General features: G+C 52.2%; 16 protein-coding genes and 1 riboswitch. Of the genes, 9 read left to right on the top strand and 7 right to left on the bottom strand.

The window, feature by feature from the left end; genetic code table 11:
- Positions 1-310: 310 nt before the first annotated feature.
- Entirely contained in the window at positions 311-1,900 is a 1,590-nt protein-coding gene (purH, locus tag SPM24T3_RS22405; RefSeq protein ID WP_009639123.1) for a bifunctional phosphoribosylaminoimidazolecarboxamide formyltransferase/IMP cyclohydrolase, read from the top strand.
- Positions 1,901-1,951: 51 nt separating this feature from the next.
- Positions 1,952-3,241 carry a phosphoribosylamine--glycine ligase gene (gene purD / locus SPM24T3_RS22410; RefSeq protein ID WP_009639124.1) on the top strand — a complete coding sequence of 430 codons (1,290 nt, stop codon included), beginning with the start codon at positions 1,952-1,954 and terminating at the stop codon, positions 3,239-3,241.
- 99 nt (positions 3,242-3,340) lie between these two features.
- On the opposite strand, the gene SPM24T3_RS22415 is transcribed toward purD, so the two are convergent.
- The 6 genes from SPM24T3_RS22415 to nudC form a co-directional block, all read right to left on the bottom strand.
- Positions 3,341-3,982 (bottom strand): DUF1481 domain-containing protein, encoded by a 642-nt coding sequence (locus tag SPM24T3_RS22415; RefSeq protein WP_192807975.1) that lies wholly within the window; start codon positions 3,980-3,982, stop codon positions 3,341-3,343.
- Between the two features lie 66 nt (positions 3,983-4,048).
- Entirely contained in the window at positions 4,049-4,321 is a 273-nt protein-coding gene (hupA, locus tag SPM24T3_RS22420; RefSeq protein WP_009639126.1) for a nucleoid-associated protein HU-alpha, read from the bottom strand.
- A gap of 191 nt (positions 4,322-4,512) precedes the next feature.
- Entirely contained in the window at positions 4,513-5,103 is a 591-nt protein-coding gene (locus SPM24T3_RS22425) for a YjaG family protein (RefSeq protein ID WP_009639127.1), read from the bottom strand.
- 70 nt (positions 5,104-5,173) lie between these two features.
- The gene (nfi, locus tag SPM24T3_RS22430) at positions 5,174-5,854 is read right to left on the bottom strand and encodes a deoxyribonuclease V (protein WP_009639128.1); all 681 of its coding nucleotides are present in this window, start codon (positions 5,852-5,854) and stop codon (positions 5,174-5,176) included.
- Between the two features lie 13 nt (positions 5,855-5,867).
- Complete coding sequence (hemE, locus tag SPM24T3_RS22435; RefSeq protein WP_009639129.1) at positions 5,868-6,935, bottom strand: uroporphyrinogen decarboxylase; 1,068 nt, start codon at positions 6,933-6,935, stop codon at positions 5,868-5,870.
- Positions 6,936-7,060: 125 nt separating this feature from the next.
- Entirely contained in the window at positions 7,061-7,837 is a 777-nt protein-coding gene (nudC, locus tag SPM24T3_RS22440; protein ID WP_009639130.1) for an NAD(+) diphosphatase, read from the bottom strand.
- A gap of 104 nt (positions 7,838-7,941) precedes the next feature.
- Here nudC and SPM24T3_RS22445 point away from each other — a divergent pair, with 104 nt between their 5' ends.
- The 7 genes from SPM24T3_RS22445 to thiH all read left to right on the top strand — a co-directional run bounded on the left by SPM24T3_RS22445 (position 7,942) and on the right by thiH (position 14,272).
- Complete coding sequence (locus SPM24T3_RS22445) at positions 7,942-8,457, top strand: Rsd/AlgQ family anti-sigma factor (RefSeq protein ID WP_009639131.1); 516 nt, start codon at positions 7,942-7,944, stop codon at positions 8,455-8,457.
- A gap of 88 nt (positions 8,458-8,545) precedes the next feature.
- Positions 8,546-8,671, top strand: a riboswitch (TPP riboswitch).
- Between the two features lie 128 nt (positions 8,672-8,799).
- Positions 8,800-10,767 carry a phosphomethylpyrimidine synthase ThiC gene (gene thiC, locus SPM24T3_RS22450; RefSeq protein WP_009639132.1) on the top strand — a complete coding sequence of 656 codons (1,968 nt, stop codon included), beginning with the start codon at positions 8,800-8,802 and terminating at the stop codon, positions 10,765-10,767.
- Complete coding sequence (thiE, locus tag SPM24T3_RS22455; protein ID WP_009639133.1) at positions 10,764-11,423, top strand: thiamine phosphate synthase; 660 nt, start codon at positions 10,764-10,766, stop codon at positions 11,421-11,423. Before thiC ends, thiE begins: the two co-directional genes overlap by 4 nt.
- Positions 11,410-12,159, top strand: coding sequence for a HesA/MoeB/ThiF family protein (locus SPM24T3_RS22460; protein ID WP_009639134.1), 750 nt, complete (start codon positions 11,410-11,412; stop codon positions 12,157-12,159). Before thiE ends, SPM24T3_RS22460 begins: the two co-directional genes overlap by 14 nt.
- Entirely contained in the window at positions 12,156-12,356 is a 201-nt protein-coding gene (thiS, locus tag SPM24T3_RS22465) for a sulfur carrier protein ThiS (protein WP_009639135.1), read from the top strand. Before SPM24T3_RS22460 ends, thiS begins: the two co-directional genes overlap by 4 nt.
- A gap of 3 nt (positions 12,357-12,359) precedes the next feature.
- Positions 12,360-13,127: a thiazole synthase gene (locus SPM24T3_RS22470; RefSeq protein ID WP_009639136.1), complete on the top strand. Its 768-nt coding sequence runs from the start codon at positions 12,360-12,362 to the stop codon at positions 13,125-13,127.
- Between the two features lie 2 nt (positions 13,128-13,129).
- Positions 13,130-14,272 carry a 2-iminoacetate synthase ThiH gene (gene thiH, locus SPM24T3_RS22475; protein ID WP_009639137.1) on the top strand — a complete coding sequence of 381 codons (1,143 nt, stop codon included), beginning with the start codon at positions 13,130-13,132 and terminating at the stop codon, positions 14,270-14,272.
- Between the two features lie 210 nt (positions 14,273-14,482).
- On the opposite strand, the gene rpoC is transcribed toward thiH, so the two are convergent.
- Positions 14,483-18,703: a DNA-directed RNA polymerase subunit beta' gene (gene rpoC, locus SPM24T3_RS22480; RefSeq protein ID WP_009639138.1), complete on the bottom strand. Its 4,221-nt coding sequence runs from the start codon at positions 18,701-18,703 to the stop codon at positions 14,483-14,485.
- Between the last annotated feature and the right edge of the window lie 72 nt (positions 18,704-18,775).

Consider the following 18,775-nt stretch of genomic DNA (forward strand, 5'->3'; position numbering starts at 1 on the left):
CCCCTAATTTCAATAAAAAATACCGTTTGCTGCAATACACAGCAAAAGGGGGGGGTTATACCGATTTACACACAAAGTTATCCACAATGTGTATTGAAACTCAAAATTGACGCGCATCGCGCAATCGTTTTCGCTACAATATCGCGCGTCTGAATTAACCGATACTATCTGCAATAATGATGCTTACCGCATCTATGGAACCTTATCTGAATCCAATCCGCCGTTTTTTCTTCTATATATAGAAAGAAACGAGAATTGAATTCACGTAACGCTCTCTATTGCGACTCCAAAGCCAAGGGATATAACCGCCATGCAACAACGTCGTCCAATCCGCCGCGCGCTGCTCAGTGTTTCTGACAAAGCCGGTATCGTAGAATTCGCCCAAGCCCTCTCGCAACGTGGAGTGGATTTGCTTTCCACTGGCGGCACCGCCCGCCTGCTTGCCGATGCGGGTTTGCCAGTGACAGAAGTCTCTGACTACACCGGTTTCCCGGAAATGATGGATGGACGCGTTAAGACTCTGCACCCAAAAGTGCACGGTGGCATCCTGGGTCGTCGCGGTAAAGATGACGAAATCATGGGCCAGCACGGCATCGCACCTATCGATATGGTGGTTGTGAACCTTTATCCGTTCGCTGCTACCGTTTCTCGCCCGGACTGTTCGCTGGAAGACGCGGTTGAGAATATCGATATCGGCGGTCCTACGATGGTTCGCTCGGCAGCCAAGAACCACAACGACGTTGCTATTGTCGTCAAGAGCAGCGACTACAGCGCTATTATTGAAGAGATGGACGCCAACGACGGCTCCCTGCTGCTGGCCACCCGTTTCAATCTGGCGATTAAAGCCTTTGAACATACCGCAGCCTACGACGGCATGATCGCTAACTACTTCGGTACCATGGTTCCGGCATATCACGGTGACACTGAATCAGCCTCTGGCCAGTTCCCGCGCACTCTGAACATGAGCTACATCAAGAAGCAAGATATGCGTTACGGCGAAAACAGCCACCAGCAAGCGGCCTTCTATATAGAAGAGAACGTTTCTGAAGCTTCTGTTGCGACTTCCCGACAGCTGCAAGGCAAAGCGCTTTCCTATAACAACATTGCCGATACCGACGCGGCGCTTGAATGCGTTAAAGAGTTTGCTGAACCGGCCTGTGTAATCGTCAAGCACGCCAACCCTTGTGGTGTTGCTGTTGGTTCAAACATTCTCGAAGCCTACGAGCGTGCCTACAAGACTGACCCGACTTCTGCGTTCGGCGGCATCATTGCATTCAACCGTGAATTGGATGCAACCACTGCTAAAGCCATCATCAGCCGTCAGTTTGTTGAAGTCATTATCGCCCCTTCCGTGAGTGATGAAGCACTGGCACTGACCGCAACCAAACAAAATGTCCGCGTGTTAACCTGTGGTGAATGGCAAGATCGCCAGAAAGCCCTGGATTTCAAACGCGTGAATGGTGGCCTGCTGGTTCAGGATCGCGACCTGGGTATGGTAGAAACTGCTGATCTGCGCGTAGTGACGACTCGCCAGCCGACAGAACAAGAGCTGACTGATGCTCTGTTCTGCTGGAAAGTTGCCAAGTTCGTTAAATCCAACGCCATCGTTTACGCGCGCGATAAAATGACTATCGGCATCGGTGCTGGCCAGATGAGCCGCGTTTACTCTGCCAAAATTGCTGGTATCAAAGCCGCCGACGAGGGTCTGGAAGTGGCAGGTTCTGTAATGGCTTCTGATGCCTTCTTCCCGTTTCGCGACGGTATCGATGCAGCAGCCGCGGTTGGCATCACCTGTGTTATTCAACCGGGTGGCTCAATGCGTGATAATGAAGTGATTGCTGCGGCCAACGAACACGGTATCGCAATGGTGTTCACCGACATGCGTCACTTCCGTCATTAATCTCTATTTCCTCGCGGGTGCCTTGAGCGCCCGCCTATTCGGAGTCATCGAATGAACATTTTAATTATCGGTAATGGCGGACGTGAGCACGCTCTGGGCTGGAAAGCATCGCAGTCTCCCCTGGCAGACAAAATCTTCGTCGCCCCGGGTAATGCAGGCACCGCGCTGGAGCCGATGCTGCAAAACGTTGATATCGCCGCAACCGACGTGGCTGGCCTGCTGGCGTTTGCCCGGCAAAATGATATCGGCCTGACGATTGTCGGACCTGAAGCTCCGCTGGTAATCGGCGTGGTTGATGCCTTCCGCGCTGCCGGACTGAAAATCTTCGGCCCCACTCAGGCCGCTGCCCAGCTTGAAGGTTCTAAAGCTTTCACCAAAGATTTCCTGGCTCGTCACGCGATCCCAAGCGCCGACTACCAGAACTTTACCGAAATCGAGCCTGCGCTGGCTTACCTGCGTAGCAAAGGTGCGCCAATTGTTATCAAGGCCGATGGTCTTGCAGCCGGTAAAGGCGTAATCGTGGCGATGACGCTGGAAGAGGCCGAAGCCGCGGTTCACGACATGCTGGCAGGCAACGCTTTTGGTGATGCGGGACATCGCATCGTCATTGAAGAGTTCCTCGATGGCGAAGAGGCGAGCTTTATCGTGATGGTCGATGGCGAAAACGTGGTACCGATGGCAACCAGCCAAGACCACAAACGCGTTGGCGATGCAGATACTGGTCCTAATACTGGCGGCATGGGCGCTTACTCTCCAGCTCCGGTAGTGACCGACGAGATCCACAAGCGCGTAATGGACCAGGTTATTTGGCCAACGGTGCGCGGCATGGCGGCAGAAGGCAACGTTTATACTGGCTTCCTGTATGCTGGTCTGATGATTTCTGCCGATGGCCAGCCAAAAGTCATTGAATTTAACTGCCGTTTCGGCGACCCGGAAACTCAGCCTATCATGCTGCGTCTGCGCTCTGACTTGGTTGAGCTATGCCTTGCCGGTGCGGAAGGTCGTCTGGACAAAGTGACTTCCGAATGGGATCCGCGCCCTGCTCTGGGTGTGGTGCTGGCTGCCGGTGGTTATCCTGGTGATTACGCCAATGGAAAAGTGATCCACGGCCTGCCGCTGGAAGAAGTAGCGGATGGTAAAGTATTCCATGCCGGAACGCGTTTACAGGATGAGCTGGTCGTTACCAACGGAGGCCGCGTGCTCTGCGTAACCGCGCTGGGTAAATCAGTGGAAGCCGCCCAGCAGCGTGCCTATCAACTGGCGCAGGACATCAAATGGGAAGGCAGCTTCTGCCGTAAAGATATCGGTTATCGCGCTATCGCCCGCGAGCAGGGTAAGTAACTCCACCTCAGTCTGCGAAATAGCTCAGTCTGCATAATAGAAAAAGCCCGCAAATATGTGCGGGCTTTTTGCTTTTTGCTTTATGCCGATCGCCAAAGATTAATTAAGCTTGCCTGCCTGAGGTTCCCAGGTACAAAAATCTTCGTTGGCCACCAGCAGTAATTCGTTTCCTTCAGGTGCCGTCAGCCAGGCCAGACCCAGCTTGTCATCAGCACTTGCAGCACGTTTCGCCAGCCAGACTTGCGATTTAACATTCAGGCTTACCGTTACTGGTTCTCCGGCACAAGTCGTGATCACACCCTGCCGCCAGCGGCCCTGTACTAACTGCACATTTCCGGCGCGTAAAGTTTTACTGAGATTAAGCACTTTATCGGCTTGATACTTGTAACGCTCAATGTCATCCGCCGAAAGCTTCTCGCGGGAATCTTCTAACTGGCGCTGCATAAAGCTGACATTGCCTTCCTGATCGAAACGCAGCGTCACGCCCAACTCTTTGGTCGCCGCGTGACTTTCTTTAATCAGGTGCAGATTGCCATCAGTGTATTCATAGCGCGTGATGACGGTATCTTTACCGTAGTAGGGGCTATAAACGTTGATAATGGTTTGTGGGCGGTGTTGATCGTCGTCTTCTCGCCACAGGCGGTAAATGCCTTGATCTGCGACATAGCCGCTGGCGCTAAAGAGAGGTGAATCTTTATGAGAACTGCATCCGACCAGACTGAAGGCCATAACCGCAGCCATCAGTCCGGTGGTGATAAACGAAAGGGACCAGCCTGGCCCCTCGTTTATTCTTTTCACTGCAAGCAATTACTTAACAGCTTCTTTCAAAGCTTTGCCTGAAACGAACGCTGGAACGGTAGCAGCAGCGATTTTGATTTCTTTGCCTGTCTGCGGGTTACGGCCAGTGCGCTCGTTACGTTGATTGACTTTAAAAGTCCCGAAACCAACTAATTGTACTGCTTCACCTTCTTTCAGAGACTCGGTAATTGCAGACAGAGTAGATTCAAGAGCCAGTTTAGCTTGTGTTTTAGAAAGATCAGCTTTGTCAGCAATTACATCAATCAGTTGAGTCTTGTTCATAAGTTATCCTTTACAGTGTGTTTATCGTTTGCAAAGCATCGAGTGCGACGGATATGCCGATTGACAGCACCCTCCTGCATACACGCACCGATAGCCACTTTTTATTACGCACCCCAAATGTAGACCAGACAGGGTACGGATGTGAAGCCTTGAGATACGCTAAATAAGGCGTTAAATCACGTTTTCTTGCCTTATTGCGTTAAATTTATCCCAATGTTACTCACAGCGGCTTCACGTAGGTCAGAACGTAACCCTTTTATCAATTCGAGGTCACGTTCTTCACAGTCAGCCAACAGGCGGAAAATCTCCCATTGGATGTCCCATTCTTCTTCAACCGCCGGTATCACTTTCAGCTCTTCATCGGTCATTTCTTTGCCAGCCTGAGTCATCTCAAGCATGGCAACGGTACGAATTGATGTTTCACTAATAGCGATTGCGTGGGCCAGTGTTTCCCCGCTTAAACGCGAGTGAAGCAGCTCACCCAGGGCAATGCAGGCATCAATCGCCGGATACACGCCGTAAATATCGTAGTCGTCTGAAGAAGGGATTGCCTCCTCCAGCTTTTCTAACTGGGAGTCAAAGTTAACCTTTGCATCTTTTATTACAAGTGTTTCCCACACCAGATCGAGAATTTTGCGATAAATCTGGGGTTCGCCGAATCCTGACTGAATGCAAAACATCTGATAATTTGGGTACATACGTTCGCAAAGGCTGGCCATAAACGTCAAATGTTGCCAGGTTTCCAGCTTTTCCAGACGTAAATGAATCGGGTTACGTAACATGGTATTTTCTCATTAACTTTTCTGGGCGGGAGTTTACCTGAAAATATGACAGCCTCCTACGCCTGGATTCTTAAAGCTGGCCGCTCAGGCGTTGCCAGCGCTGAAATGCGGGCCGATTTGAAGCTACCGCGTCAGCCCAGCGAGTGGGCTCGGGTAGACGATATCCACGGCTGCATTGTTTAACCCAATATAACGATGAGGCGACACTGATACCATTGCCCGGAGAAATAAACAGCGGATTGCAACGAAGCTTGCTGCGCCACACCCATCCAAGCTGTTCATCCTTGTCCCACAAGGCCTGCGTGGAACCTACGGCATCGCCCAGCGGCAGAAAATGACCACAAAGGCGACTTTTGGCGATACCGATGGTCGGCACATCAATCATCAGGCCAAAATGACTGGCTACGCCAAGCCTGCGAGGGTGAGCAATGCCCTGTCCGTCGACCATCAGCAAATCGGGACGATGTTGCAGCATCTGCCAGGCTTCGATTAACGCAGGGCATTCGCGAAAGGAAAGAAAACCGGGAATATAGGGGATTTGCGTAGGGATGCGGGCTATCTGGTATTCCACCAGCTCCATCGAGGGGTAGCGCAGCACGGCAATCGCCGCGCGGGTAATTTCGCCACCCTGTTCAAAGCCAATATCAGCTCCCGCGATAAAAACCGGACACAGTGGCGAAGGCGAGTCTTCCAGCACGATCTGCTGGGCCTTAATCAACTGCTCTTCGCGCATTGCGCCGGTATCGATCATGCAGAATCCTTTCTTAGGACGGGTGGTACTGGCGCGACAAGCTGTGTACTGCTTCAACGAAAGCACCGGCGTTTTCAGGCGGAACGTCCTGATGAATGCCGTGACCCAGATTGAAGACATGACCATTGCCGTGCCCGTAGCTGGACAAAATAGTATCGACTTCTTGTTCGATACGCGCTGGGGATGCATAGAGCATAGACGGGTCCATGTTACCTTGCAGCGCAACTTTATCACCCACGCGACGACGGGCTTCGCCGATGTCGGTGGTCCAGTCGAGACCCAGCGCATCACAGCCGGTCGCCGCAATCGCTTCCAGCCACTGTCCGCCGCCTTTGGTGAACAGCGTAACCGGCACGCGGCGTCCGTCATTTTCACGGATCAGGCCGTCGACAATCTTGTGCATGTAATTCAGGGAGAACTCAAGGTAATCGCGGCCAGTCAACACGCCGCCCCAAGAGTCAAACACCATCACCGACTGCGCACCAGCCTTGATTTGTGCGTTGAGATAGAGAATTACGCTGTCGGCCAGTTTGTCGAGCAACAGGTGCAGCGTGGCAGGCTCGGCATACATCATCTTTTTGATTTTAGTGAAAGCTTTGCTGCTGCCGCCTTCAATCATGTAGGTTGCCAGCGTCCAGGGGCTGCCTGAGAAACCAATCAGCGGCACTTCGCCTTTAAGATTCTTACGGATAGTTCGCACGGCGTTCATCACGTAGCCCAGCTCATCTTCCGGATCGGGAATTGGCAATTTGGCAACGTCGGCGTAGCAAGTCAGCGGCGATGAGAAACGTGGACCCTCTCCCGCTTCGAAATAAAGCCCCAGACCCATGGCGTCAGGAATGGTCAGAATATCTGAGAACAGGATCGCGGCATCCAGAGGATAACGGCGCAAAGGTTGCAGAGTGACTTCACAGGCCAGCTCGGCATTTTTGCAAAGCGACATAAAATCGCCTGCCTCTGCACGTGTCGCTTTGTATTCTGGCAAATAGCGGCCAGCCTGGCGCATCATCCATACCGGGGTAATATCTACGGGCTGACGTAACAGTGCGCGCAGGTAGCGATCGTTTTTTAACTCATTCATTCTTGACAAGATCCTTTAATATTTTGCTGATCTTTTGGGGTATGGCGGACCCGGATGGGCAGCCTGACTTAGCTGAGCACGAGCCAGGCGCCTAAAAATAAGGCGAACATTGTAGCACGTCGGGCCTAAGATTCTTCCTCTGCGCGGCAGAGAACCACGGTATCTTCAATCAGGCGACGGGCAATAGTGCCAATGGCCGGCAGCAACGGCAAAGCATCGTAACGATACCAACCGGCATTGAGCAGCTCCTTGGGATCATGACGTATTTCGCCGCTGTCGTAATCGGCCATAAATGCCATCATCAAAGAATTTGGGAACGGCCAAGGCTGTGAGCTGACGTAACGGATATTTTTAACCCGAATATTGCTCTCTTCCATTACTTCACGAACGACAGTTTCTTCCAGAGTTTCGCCTACCTCGGCGAAACCGGCCAAAACCGTGTGCACACCACCGCGATGGCGAACATGTTGAGCTAACAGGATCTCGTTGCCGCGGCGGATAGCCACAATCATGCACGGTGCAATCTGCGGGTAATAGCGCTCTTTACAATTTCCACAAAGCGCCGCCCATTCGGTTTTACTGACGTGCATTTCATGGCCGCAATAGCCGCAAAACTTGTGAGATCGATAGAATTCAGAGAGCTGAACGCCACGGCCTACCAGCTGGAACAATCCGCGATCCTGATCCAGCAGCTGTCGTGCAGAAAGCATTTGATCCTTCATGCTTTTGCGGATCAACCACACCGGTTCTCCCTGCCACTCGCCGATCTGTCGCCCTGTATCGCCAACAAAAGAAAAGTGCCTGGCCGATCCTTTTGGCAAGGATCCCTCTGGCAACCACAGCTTGCCGTCAAGACTGATTACCCACCAGCCGCTGTGTTGATCTGTTATTTGGATTTCCATTTTTTATTGCAAACCTCGACTACACTGAGAAGTCTGGGACACAAAAGTTACATAAGTAATTTTCAACGTATTGGCTATTTATCGTTATTCACAGGGACTCAACCATGTTAAATCGTCTTGAAAGATTGACCCAACGCGTCGGTGGTAACCACGAGTTGATCGATCAATGGCTGCAGGCGCGCAAGGAACTCCTGGTTTCTTACTGCACTCTCGTTGGCCTGAAACCTAATAAAGAAAAACATACACCGCTCAACGAGAAAGCCCTGGATAACTTCTGCCATAACCTGGTTGACTACCTGTCTGCAGGACATTTTCACCTTTATCACAGGATAGTTGAAGAATCCGACGGCCCCCAAGCAGCAATTTCGTTACTGGCAGCAAGGATTTTTCCCGCGCTCGATGCCAATACGGAAACTATCATGGCTTTCCATGACAGTTATACAGAAACCGATCTCGACGATGAGAACATCTACGAATTCAACTATGCGCTCTCAGATATCGGAGAAGCACTCGATGCCCGTTTTGAGCTTGAAGATCAGCTCATTACGTTAGCTCTGGATACTAAAATCGCGCCATTGCCACCCGTTGCAAACGATGAGGCAATAGTACGACCGGCTTAACAGTTTTGTTCTAAAACCCTGCAAAGGGTTGTGTTTTATAATTAGCCTCGTATATTGGGGCTTCTTAAACGGCCTGGAAATCGCAGGCCAATTCTTGTCGGAGTGCCTAGCGCAGACTTCCCAAAAGGAAATTTGCCAGGCTGAGACCGTTAATTCGGGATCCGCGGAACCTGATCGGGTTAGTACCCGCGAAGGGAACAAGAGTAACTTATTTGCGTTTGGCCGTTCGTCTCCGTAGTTGTTAAAAACTGCTGCGCCGCAAGGTCCTGACACATCGCTTTACTCCCGCTGTAAATCTCCTGACAAGCAATTTTCCCTATCGCCAAAAACGAGGAATTTGCTATGTCGAACACCCCTGATACTCAGAATGTCCCGGTAAAAAAAACCAGTAATCGTCGTCAGCAACGTGCCGAAGCACAGGCTTTTATCGACAGCTTACAGGGCGTCGCCTTCCCTAACTCCAAACGAATTTATCTGCAAGGCAGCCACGATGACATTCTGGTGCCAATGCGCGAGATCCAGCTTAGCCCGACAATGATCGGCGGCACTAAAGATGATCCGAAGTTTGAAGATAACGAAGCGATCCCGGTTTATGACACCGCCGGCCCATACGGCGATCCCGAATCAAAGATAGACGTGCACCGTGGCTTGGATAAAGTACGTGCCCGCTGGATCGAAGCGCGCCAGGACACTGAACAGTTGCCACAGGTCAGCTCTGGCTTTACCCAGCAGCGCATGGCTGACGAAGGTCTGGATCATCTGCGTTTCGAGCACTTGCCCCGTCCGCGCAAAGCTAAAGCCGGCAAATGCGTGACCCAGCTGCACTATGCGCGCCAGGGTATTGTCACGCCGGAAATGGAATATATCGCCCTGCGTGAAAATATGGGTCGTGAGCGCATTCGCGGTGAAGTGCTGCTGCAACAGCATCCGGGCGAAAGTTTTGGCGCCAATCTGCCACAAAATATCACCCCCGAGTTTGTGCGTGATGAAGTCGCCGCCGGCCGCGCAATCATTCCTGCCAATATCAACCACCCAGAATCTGAGCCGATGATCATTGGCCGAAACTTCCTGGTAAAAATCAACGCCAACATCGGCAATTCGGCGGTCACCTCTTCCATTGAAGAAGAAGTTGAAAAACTGGTGTGGTCAACTCGTTGGGGTGCGGACACGGTGATGGATCTGTCAACTGGCCGCTACATCCATGAAACCCGTGAATGGATCATGCGTAACAGTCCGGTTCCTATCGGCACCGTGCCAATCTATCAGGCGCTGGAAAAAGTCAACGGCGTGGCAGAAGATCTTAACTGGGAAATGTTCCGCGATACGCTGCTGGAACAGGCCGAGCAAGGTGTCGATTACTTCACCATCCACGCGGGCGTATTGCTGCGCTACGTGCCGATGACTGCCAAACGGCTTACGGGTATCGTGTCACGTGGCGGTTCGATCATGGCGAAATGGTGCCTGTCGCATCATCAGGAAAGCTTCCTCTATCGCCATTTCCGTGAAATTTGTGAAATCTGTGCGGCCTACGACGTTTCGCTTTCACTCGGCGATGGTCTGCGTCCGGGTTCGATTCAAGATGCTAATGACGAAGCGCAGTTTGCCGAGCTGAAAACGCTGGGCGAGCTGACTAAAATTGCCTGGGAATACGACGTGCAGGTGATGATTGAAGGTCCTGGACATGTGCCGATGCAGATGCTCCGCCGCAACATGACTGAAGAACTGGATAAATGTCATGAAGCGCCGTTTTATACCCTCGGGCCGCTAACCACTGATATTGCTCCAGGCTACGATCACTTTACCTCAGGAATTGGCGCCGCGATGATCGGCTGGTTTGGCTGCGCGATGCTGTGCTATGTGACGCCGAAAGAGCATCTTGGTTTGCCGAACAAAGAAGACGTTAAAGAAGGTTTGATTACCTACAAGATCGCCGCGCACGCTGCGGATCTGGCAAAAGGCCATCCGGGCGCACAGATCCGCGATAACGCCATGTCGAAAGCGCGTTTCGAATTCCGTTGGGAAGATCAGTTTAATCTGGCACTGGATCCGGCCACCGCTCGTGCCTATCACGATGAAACTCTGCCGCAAGAGTCTGGAAAAGTCGCACACTTCTGTTCGATGTGTGGGCCAAAATTCTGCTCAATGAAAATTACTCAGGAAGTTCGCGAATATGCCGCGGCGCTTGAAGCCCAAGCTATTCCGATCCACATCGTTGAAACCGGCATGTTGCAGATGTCGGCAGAGTTTCGCCAGCGCGGCAGCGAGCTTTATCATCCGGCCGACAAAATTGAAGAAGGAGTGGGTAAATGAATATCCCGTCTACCCCGTTTCCGGCAGTGCCTTACTACCTCGGCCTGTATCCAGTAGTCGACAGTGTCGAGTGGGTCCGTCGATTGCTTGAAGCCGGTGTAAAAACGCTGCAACTCAGAATTAAAGACCTGCCCGACGCCGAGGTTGAACCGGCAATTATCGAAGCTATAAAACTGGGTCGCCAGTATGAGGCGCGACTATTTATCAATGATTACTGGCGTCTGGCGGTGAAACATCAGGCCTACGGTATTCATCTTGGACAGGAAGATCTGGATACTACCGATTTGCTGGCGATTCATCAGGCCGGTCTGCGTTTGGGCGTTTCTACCCACGATGAAGCCGAGTTGGAACGCGCCATCAGTGTGCATCCTTCCTACATTGCCTTGGGTCACGTATTTCCCACACAAACCAAAGATATGCCCTCTGCACCGCAGGGGCTGGCAGAGTTGGCGCATCACATCAAACAACTGAACGGCAGATTCCCGACTGTTGCGATCGGCGGGATCAGCCTTGAGCGCGTGCAGCCTGTAATGGAATGCGGTGTTGGCAGCGTGGCGGTGGTCAGCGCGATCACCAAGGCAGCAGACTGGCGTGCAGCGACGCAGCAATTAATCGAGCTTTGCCCTTACCGGGACGATAACCATGCTCAACGATAATGAATTTATGCGCTATAGCCGACAGCTTTTGCTGGAAGATGTCGGCATGGAAGGTCAAGAGAAAATCCGCGCAGCGAAGGTGTTGATCGTCGGACTTGGTGGCCTAGGCTCTCCGGCTGCGCTTTATCTGGCGGCGGCAGGGGTTGGCACGCTGTTTTTAGCCGATGACGACACGCTGCACGTCTCCAATTTGCAGCGACAAATTCTGTATCGCACGGCGGATATCGACAGCCACAAGGCAAAAACTGCCCAGCGCGAGTTGGAGAAATTGAATCCGCTATGTCAGACCGAAGTGTTTACCGAACGTCTGAATCAAGACAACCTTGAGGCAATCGTTTCTCGAGCCGACTTGGTATTGGACTGCAGTGACAATATGTCAACCCGACACGCGGTCAACAAAGCCTGCGTCGAGGCAGGAAAGCCGCTGATCAGCGGCAGCGCGGTTGGCTTCAGCGGCCAGCTGTGGGTGATTGAAGCGCCCTATGTTCACGGCTGCTATCGCTGCCTGTATCCTGACCTGGAAACCCCCACCCGCAACTGCCGCACCGCCGGAGTATTAGGTCCGGTGGTTGGGGTGATCGGCACATTGCAGGCGCTGGAGGCAATCAAGATGCTGGCCGGTGCCACCAGCCCGCTGAGCGGAAAACTGAGACTGTTCGACGGCAAACAGCAAAGCTGGCGGACTCTGCAACTGACGAGATCGGTGGGTTGCCCGGTCTGTGGGGCACTCAAATGAAAATTACCGTTAACGACGCAGACTATCATTTTGACACGCCGCTGACGGTGGATTCACTGCTGACCTTTCTCGAACAACCGCTATCTGGCAGTGCGCTTGCCGTTAATCAAGTCATTGTTCCTCGCCCGCACTGGGCGGAGCATAGGCTGAATGACGGAGACAACGTTGTTGTTTTTCAAGCTATTGCCGGGGGATAAATCATGCTAAAAATTGCCGATACTACCTTTACCTCACGCCTGTTCACCGGAACGGGTAAGTTCGCCAGCTCTGCATTAATGCAGCAGGCGATTATCGCCTCTGGCAGTCAGTTGGTGACCATGGCGATGAAGCGCGTCGACCTGAAACGCGGCGGTGACGATATTCTTAACCCGTTGCAATCTTTGGGAGTGCGCCTGCTGCCTAACACCTCGGGAGCAAAAACGGCCGAGGAGGCGATTTTTGCCGCCCAATTGGCCCGCGAAGCACTGGGAACTCACTGGATCAAGCTCGAGATCCATCCGGATTTACGCTACCTACTGCCCGATGCGGTGGAAACACTGAAAGCTGCCGAAGCGCTGGTGAAGCAGGGATTTATCGTGCTGCCGTATTGCAGCGCCGATCCCGTGCTGTGCAAACGCCTGGAAGAAGTCGGTTGCGCCGCAGTAATGCCGCTAGGATCGCCGATCGGTTCTAATCAAGGCCTGCAAACCCGTGAGTTCCTGCGCATTATTATTGAACAGGCCAAGGTACCAGTGGTTGTCGATGCAGGAATTGGCGCACCAAGCCAGGCAGCGGAAGCAATTGAACTCGGCGCCGATGCAGTATTGGTGAATACCGCAATTGCCGTCGCGCACGATCCGGTAACAATGGCCACGGCGTTTAAATTGGCCGTTGAAGCCGGACAGCTGGCGAAAATCAGTGGCCTCGGCAGTAAATCAAACCATGCCAGTGCTTCCAGTCCGCTAACCCAGTTTCTGGAGAATGTCTGATGATGAAAGATTATCAGGGAAGCGGTTTTCAGGATCACTGGCAGACGCTGGACTGGGACGACATTTCGCTGCGCATCAACAGTAAAACGGCAGTCGATGTTGAACGAGCTTTGAATAGCCCGCGCGTCAGTCGTGAAGATTTTATGGCGCTTATCTCACCGGCAGCCGCGGCCTACCTTGAACCGATGGCGCAAAAAGCCCGGCAGCTTACCCGTCAACGTTTCGGTAACACTGTAAGTTTCTTTGCTCCGCTGTATCTTTCCAATCTCTGCGCCAACGAATGCACTTATTGCGGCTTCTCGATGAGCAATAAAATTAAACGCAAAACGTTGGATGAAATTGAGATCGAGAAAGAGTGTCTGGCGCTCAATGCGTTGGGTTTCAAACATTTGCTGCTGGTAACCGGCGAGCACAAGAGCAAAGTGGGGATGGATTATTTCCGTCGTCATTTTCCGGCGATCCGCAGTCATTTCAGTTCTCTGATGATTGAGGTTCAGCCGCTGGAACAGCACGAGTACGCCGAACTGAAAGATCTCGGCCTCGACGGGGTGCTGGTTTATCAGGAAACCTATCATGCGCCGACTTACGCTTTGCATCATCTGCGCGGTCAAAAACAGGATTTTTTCTGGCGATTGGAAACACCTGACCGGCTGGGCCGAGCGGGCATTGATAAAATCGGTCTTGGAGCGCTGTTTGGTTTATCGAATAACTGGCGAACTGACAGCTACATGGTGGCCGAACACCTATTCTATTTACAGCAAACATACTGGCAGAGTCGCTATTCCGTGGCGTTCCCGCGTTTACGCCCTTGCGCTGGCGGGATAGAACCGGCATCTATTCTGGATGAGAAACAGTTGGTGCAGCTGATTTGCGCCTTCAGAATGTTTGCGCCTGACGTCGAGCTTTCGCTATCAACCCGCGAGTCTCCATATTTTCGCGATCACGTCATTCCGGTAGCGATCACCACGGTCAGTGCGGGTTCAAAAACTCAGCCCGGCGGTTATGCCGAAGATGATAAACCCGAGTTGGAACAGTTCGAACCACACGACAATCGACCACCAGCACAGGTCGCCAAAGCGCTCACGCAGGCAGGTTTACAACCCGTCTGGAAGGACTGGGATCAGCATTTGGGAAGAAGGCTTTGATCGGCTGATATTTAGCAAATCCTTTATCCAATAGATTTCAAATTGCAGGAAGGCGGCAAGCGAGCCGAGTCCCGATGAGCTGACACGGGTCAGTGATTCGGGCGAGTGAGCGCAGGTAACGCATCTGCGGTTTGAAAGAGGAAGGATAAATGAAGGGCAAAAAAAAACCGCTCAATAAAGAGCGGTTTTTTATTTGGTTAGCGGGAAGAATTAATCTTCGCTGCTACCAAAACCTGCGTTGAGCAACTCGGCAAGGTTAGCCGTTGCTTCGTCAGCGCTAACTGGCGGTGCAACTGGCACATCGCCCAGAGCTTTACGACGTGCACGTTCCTGGTGATAAGCGTAACCGGTACCGGCTGGGATCAGACGGCCCACAATTACGTTCTCTTTCAGGCCGCGCAGTTCATCACGTTTACCTGCAACAGCAGCTTCGGTAAGAACGCGCGTCGTTTCCTGGAACGATGCAGCAGAGATGAAGGACTCGGTCGCCAAGGATGCCTTGGTGATACCCAGCAGGTCACGGCTGAATGTTGCCGTGATTTTGCCTTCAGCTTCCAGCTTGCGGTTAGCGATTTTAACGCGAGACATTTCTGCCTGCTCGCCTTCCAGGAAGTCGGTGCCGCCCGCGCTAACGATGGTGCCTTTACGCAGCATCTGACGAACGATAACTTCGATGTGTTTATCGTTAATCTTAACGCCTTGCAGACGGTAAACTTCCTGCACTTCGTTGGTGATGTAACGGGTAACCGCATGCACACCACGAAGACGCAGAATGTCGTGTGGAGACTCTGGGCCGTCTGATACGACGTCACCACGTTCCACAACCTCACCCTCGAACACGTTCAGCTGACGCCATTTAGGGATCATTTCTTCGTAGGCATCGCTGCCATCCAACGGAGAAATTACCAGACGGCGCTTGCCTTTGGTCTCTTTACCGAACGAGATGATCCCGCTGATTTCAGCAAGGATTGCAGGCTCTTTCGGACGACGCGCTTCGAACAAGTCGGCAACGCGTGGCAGACCACCGGTGATGTCCTTGGTACCGCTTGATTCCTGAGGAATACGCGCAAGGGTGTCACCAGAGTGGATCTGAGTACCATCTTCCAGCTGTACAATCGCTTTACCTGGCAGGAAGTATTGAGCAGGCATATCTGTACCTGGGATCAATACGTCGTTGCCTTTGGCATCAACGATTTTCAGCGCTGGACGCAGGTCTTTACCACCGGTGCTACGTTCTGCCGAATCCAGAACCACCAGAGATGACAGACCGGTAAGGTCGTCAGTCTGACGGGTAATGGTCAGGGTATCGACAATATCGGTAAAGCGAATGAAACCACTCACTTCACTGATTACTGGCATGGTGTGCGGATCCCAGTTAGCAACGGTTTCGCCGCCGTTAACAGGTTGACCATCACCTTTACCCATTACAGAACCGTAAGGCACTTTATAGCTTTCTTTGGTACGACCGAATTCGTCGATCAATTTCAGCTCGGTATTACGAGAAGTGATAACCAGTTTGCCGTTCGCATTGGTAACGTGCTTGTGGTTGCTCAGCTTAATCGTACCGGTGTTCTTAACCTGAATGCTCGATTCTGCTGCCGCACGAGATGCCGCACCACCGATGTGGAACGTACGCATCGTCAGCTGTGTACCTGGCTCACCGATTGACTGTGCTGCAATAACGCCGATCGCTTCACCTTTGTTGATGATGTGACCACGTGCCAGGTCGCGACCGTAGCAGTTAGCACACACACCAAAGTCGGTTTCACAACTTACTACAGAACGCACTTTCACGCTGTCGACAGAGTTCTCTTCCAACAGATCACACGTCTTCTCGTGAAGCAGGGTGTTACGCGGAACAAGAATGTCCGCAGTACCCGGCTTGAGGATGTCTTCAGCCGTTACACGACCCAGTACACGCTCACGCAGTGGTTCTTTAACGTCGCCGCCTTCGATAACCGGAGTCATCAGGATACCCTCGTGGGTACCACAGTCGTCTTCGGTAACTACCAGGTCCTGTGCCACGTCAACCAGACGACGGGTCAGATAACCGGAGTTAGCAGTTTTCAGTGCGGTATCCGCCAAGCCTTTACGAGCACCGTGTGTTGAGATGAAGTACTGAAGTACGTTCAAACCTTCACGGAAGTTCGCAGTGATTGGCGTTTCAATGATGGAACCGTCCGGCTTGGCCATCAGACCACGCATACCGGCCAGCTGACGAATCTGTGCAGGTGAACCACGCGCACCGGAGTCGGCCATCATAAAGATGCTGTTGAAGGAAACCTGCTGCTCAGTAACGCCGTCACGGTTGACAACGTCTTCTACAGACAGGTTTTCCATCATGGCCTTGGCAACACGTTCGTTGGCTGCGGCCCAGATATCGATTACCTTGTTGTATCGTTCGCCAGCGGTTACCAGACCAGACTGGAACTGCTGCTGAATTTCTGCAACTTCGGTTTCTGCTTCATCGATAATCTCTGCTTTCTTGGCAGGGATAACCATGTCATCGATACCAACAGACACACCTGAGCGTGCTGCATAGGCGAAACCGGTGTACATGGTCTGGTCAGCAAAAATAACGGTCGGCTTCAGGCCCAAAATGCGGTAACAAGTGTTAAGCATTTTGGAGATAGCTTTTTTGCCCAACGGCTGGTTAACGATAGAGAACGGCAGACCTGTTGGCACGATCATCCACAGGATGGCGCGACCGATCGTCGTATCGATAATCGAGGTACGGTGGGTAACTTCGCCTTCAGTATTCTTGATCTCTTCTGTAATACGCACTTTCACGCGAGCATGCAGAGAAGCAAGACCGGCGCGGTAAACGCGTTCGGCTTCTTTAGGTCCAGTCAACACCATGCCTTCGCCTTTGGCGTTAACACAGTCACGGGTCATGTAGTACAGACCCAATACAACGTCCTGTGAAGGAACGATGATTGGCTCGCCGTTCGCTGGTGACAGGATGTTGTTGGTAGACATCATCAGGGCACGCGCTTCCAGCTGAGCTTCAAGCGTCAGCGGAACGTGTACTGCCATCTGGTCACCATCGAAGTCGGCGTTGTATGCCGCACAAACCAGCGGGTGAAGCTGGATTGCCTTACCTTCGATCAGAACAGGTTCAAACGCCTGGATACCCAAACGGTGCAGGGTTGGTGCACGGTTCAGCAGTACCGGGTGTTCGCGGATAACTTCGTCCAGGATATCCCAAACGACAGCTTCTTCGCGCTCAACCATTTTCTTGGCGGCTTTGATGGTGGTAGCAAGACCACGCAGCTCAAGCTTGCCGTAGATGAACGGTTTGAACAGCTCAAGAGCCATTTTCTTCGGCAGACCACACTGGTGCAGACGCAGGTATGGACCTACGGTGATAACGGAACGACCTGAATAGTCGACACGTTTACCCAGCAAGTTCTGACGGAAACGACCCTGTTTACCTTTAATCATGTCTGCCAGAGATTTCAGCGGACGCTTGTTGGAGCCGGTAATTGCACGACCGCGACGGCCGTTATCCAGCAAAGCATCTACCGCTTCTTGCAGCATACGTTTTTCGTTACGTACGATGATGTCTGGCGCAGCCAAATCAAGCAGGCGTTTCAAACGGTTGTTACGGTTGATCACGCGACGATACAGATCGTTCAGATCCGACGTTGCGAAACGACCACCGTCCAACGGAACCAATGGACGCAAGTCTGGCGGCAGTACCGGCAGCACGGTCAGGATCATCCACTCTGGCTTGTTGCCAGACTGTACGAACGCTTCCAGCAGCTTGATACGCTTGGTCAGTTTCTTACGCTTGGTTTCGGAGTTGGTTTCGTTCAACTCTTCACGCAGCTGCTCGCATTCTGCTTCCAGATCCATGTTTTTCAACAGGGCCTGAATAGCTTCTGCACCCATCTTGGCGTCGAACTCGTCACCAAACTCTTCCAACGCGTCAAGATACTGCTCTTCAGTCAGGATCTGGCGTTTTTCGAGGTTGGTCATACCGCCTTCGATAACAACATAAGATTCGAAGTACAGTACGCGTTCGATGTCACGCAGTGGCATATCCAACAGCAAACCGATGCGCGATGGCAAAGATTTCAGGAACCAGATGTGTGCAGTCGGGGAAGCCAGTTCGATGTGGCCCATACGCTCACGGCGTACTTTAGTCTGGGTCACTTCAACGCCGCACTTCTCGCAGATCACGCCGCGATGTTTTAAACGCTTGTACTTACCGCACAGGCATTCGTAATCTTTTACTGGTCCGAAAATACGGGCACAGAAAAGGCCGTCACGCTCTGGTTTGAACGTACGGTAGTTAATGGTTTCTGGCTTCTTAACTTCACCAAAAGACCAAGAACGGATCATGTCTGGCGATGCCAGAGCAATTTTGATCGCATCAAACTCTTCGGTCTTAGTTTGCGCTTTCAGAAACTTTAGTAAGTCTTTCACGGATTGGCTCCCGTCTGGTTAGACCTGTTAGGCACCTGACTATCTACTGGTAAACAGGCAGGTACCCCTGTG

Source organism: Serratia sp. M24T3 (assembly GCF_000257645.1).
Classification (GTDB): Bacteria; Pseudomonadota; Gammaproteobacteria; order Enterobacterales; family Enterobacteriaceae; genus Rouxiella.

What these genes read in the sequence shown, in the direction of transcription:
- purH (WP_009639123.1), top strand. Translation starts at nt 311, where the DNA reads ATGCAACAACGTCGTCCAATCCGCCGCGCGCTGCTCAGTGTTTCTGAC.
- purD (WP_009639124.1), top strand. Translation starts at nt 1,952, where the DNA reads ATGAACATTTTAATTATCGGTAATGGCGGACGTGAGCACGCTCTGGGC.
- SPM24T3_RS22415 (WP_192807975.1), bottom strand. Translation starts at nt 3,982, where the DNA reads ATGGCTGCGGTTATGGCCTTCAGTCTGGTCGGATGCAGTTCTCATAAA.
- hupA (WP_009639126.1), bottom strand. Translation starts at nt 4,321, where the DNA reads ATGAACAAGACTCAACTGATTGATGTAATTGCTGACAAAGCTGATCTT.
- SPM24T3_RS22425 (WP_009639127.1), bottom strand. Translation starts at nt 5,103, where the DNA reads ATGTTACGTAACCCGATTCATTTACGTCTGGAAAAGCTGGAAACCTGG.
- nfi (WP_009639128.1), bottom strand. Translation starts at nt 5,854, where the DNA reads ATGATCGATACCGGCGCAATGCGCGAAGAGCAGTTGATTAAGGCCCAG.
- hemE (WP_009639129.1), bottom strand. Translation starts at nt 6,935, where the DNA reads ATGAATGAGTTAAAAAACGATCGCTACCTGCGCGCACTGTTACGTCAG.
- nudC (WP_009639130.1), bottom strand. Translation starts at nt 7,837, where the DNA reads ATGGAAATCCAAATAACAGATCAACACAGCGGCTGGTGGGTAATCAGT.
- SPM24T3_RS22445 (WP_009639131.1), top strand. Translation starts at nt 7,942, where the DNA reads ATGTTAAATCGTCTTGAAAGATTGACCCAACGCGTCGGTGGTAACCAC.
- thiC (WP_009639132.1), top strand. Translation starts at nt 8,800, where the DNA reads ATGTCGAACACCCCTGATACTCAGAATGTCCCGGTAAAAAAAACCAGT.
- thiE (WP_009639133.1), top strand. Translation starts at nt 10,764, where the DNA reads ATGAATATCCCGTCTACCCCGTTTCCGGCAGTGCCTTACTACCTCGGC.
- SPM24T3_RS22460 (WP_009639134.1), top strand. Translation starts at nt 11,410, where the DNA reads ATGCTCAACGATAATGAATTTATGCGCTATAGCCGACAGCTTTTGCTG.
- thiS (WP_009639135.1), top strand. Translation starts at nt 12,156, where the DNA reads ATGAAAATTACCGTTAACGACGCAGACTATCATTTTGACACGCCGCTG.
- SPM24T3_RS22470 (WP_009639136.1), top strand. Translation starts at nt 12,360, where the DNA reads ATGCTAAAAATTGCCGATACTACCTTTACCTCACGCCTGTTCACCGGA.
- thiH (WP_009639137.1), top strand. Translation starts at nt 13,130, where the DNA reads ATGAAAGATTATCAGGGAAGCGGTTTTCAGGATCACTGGCAGACGCTG.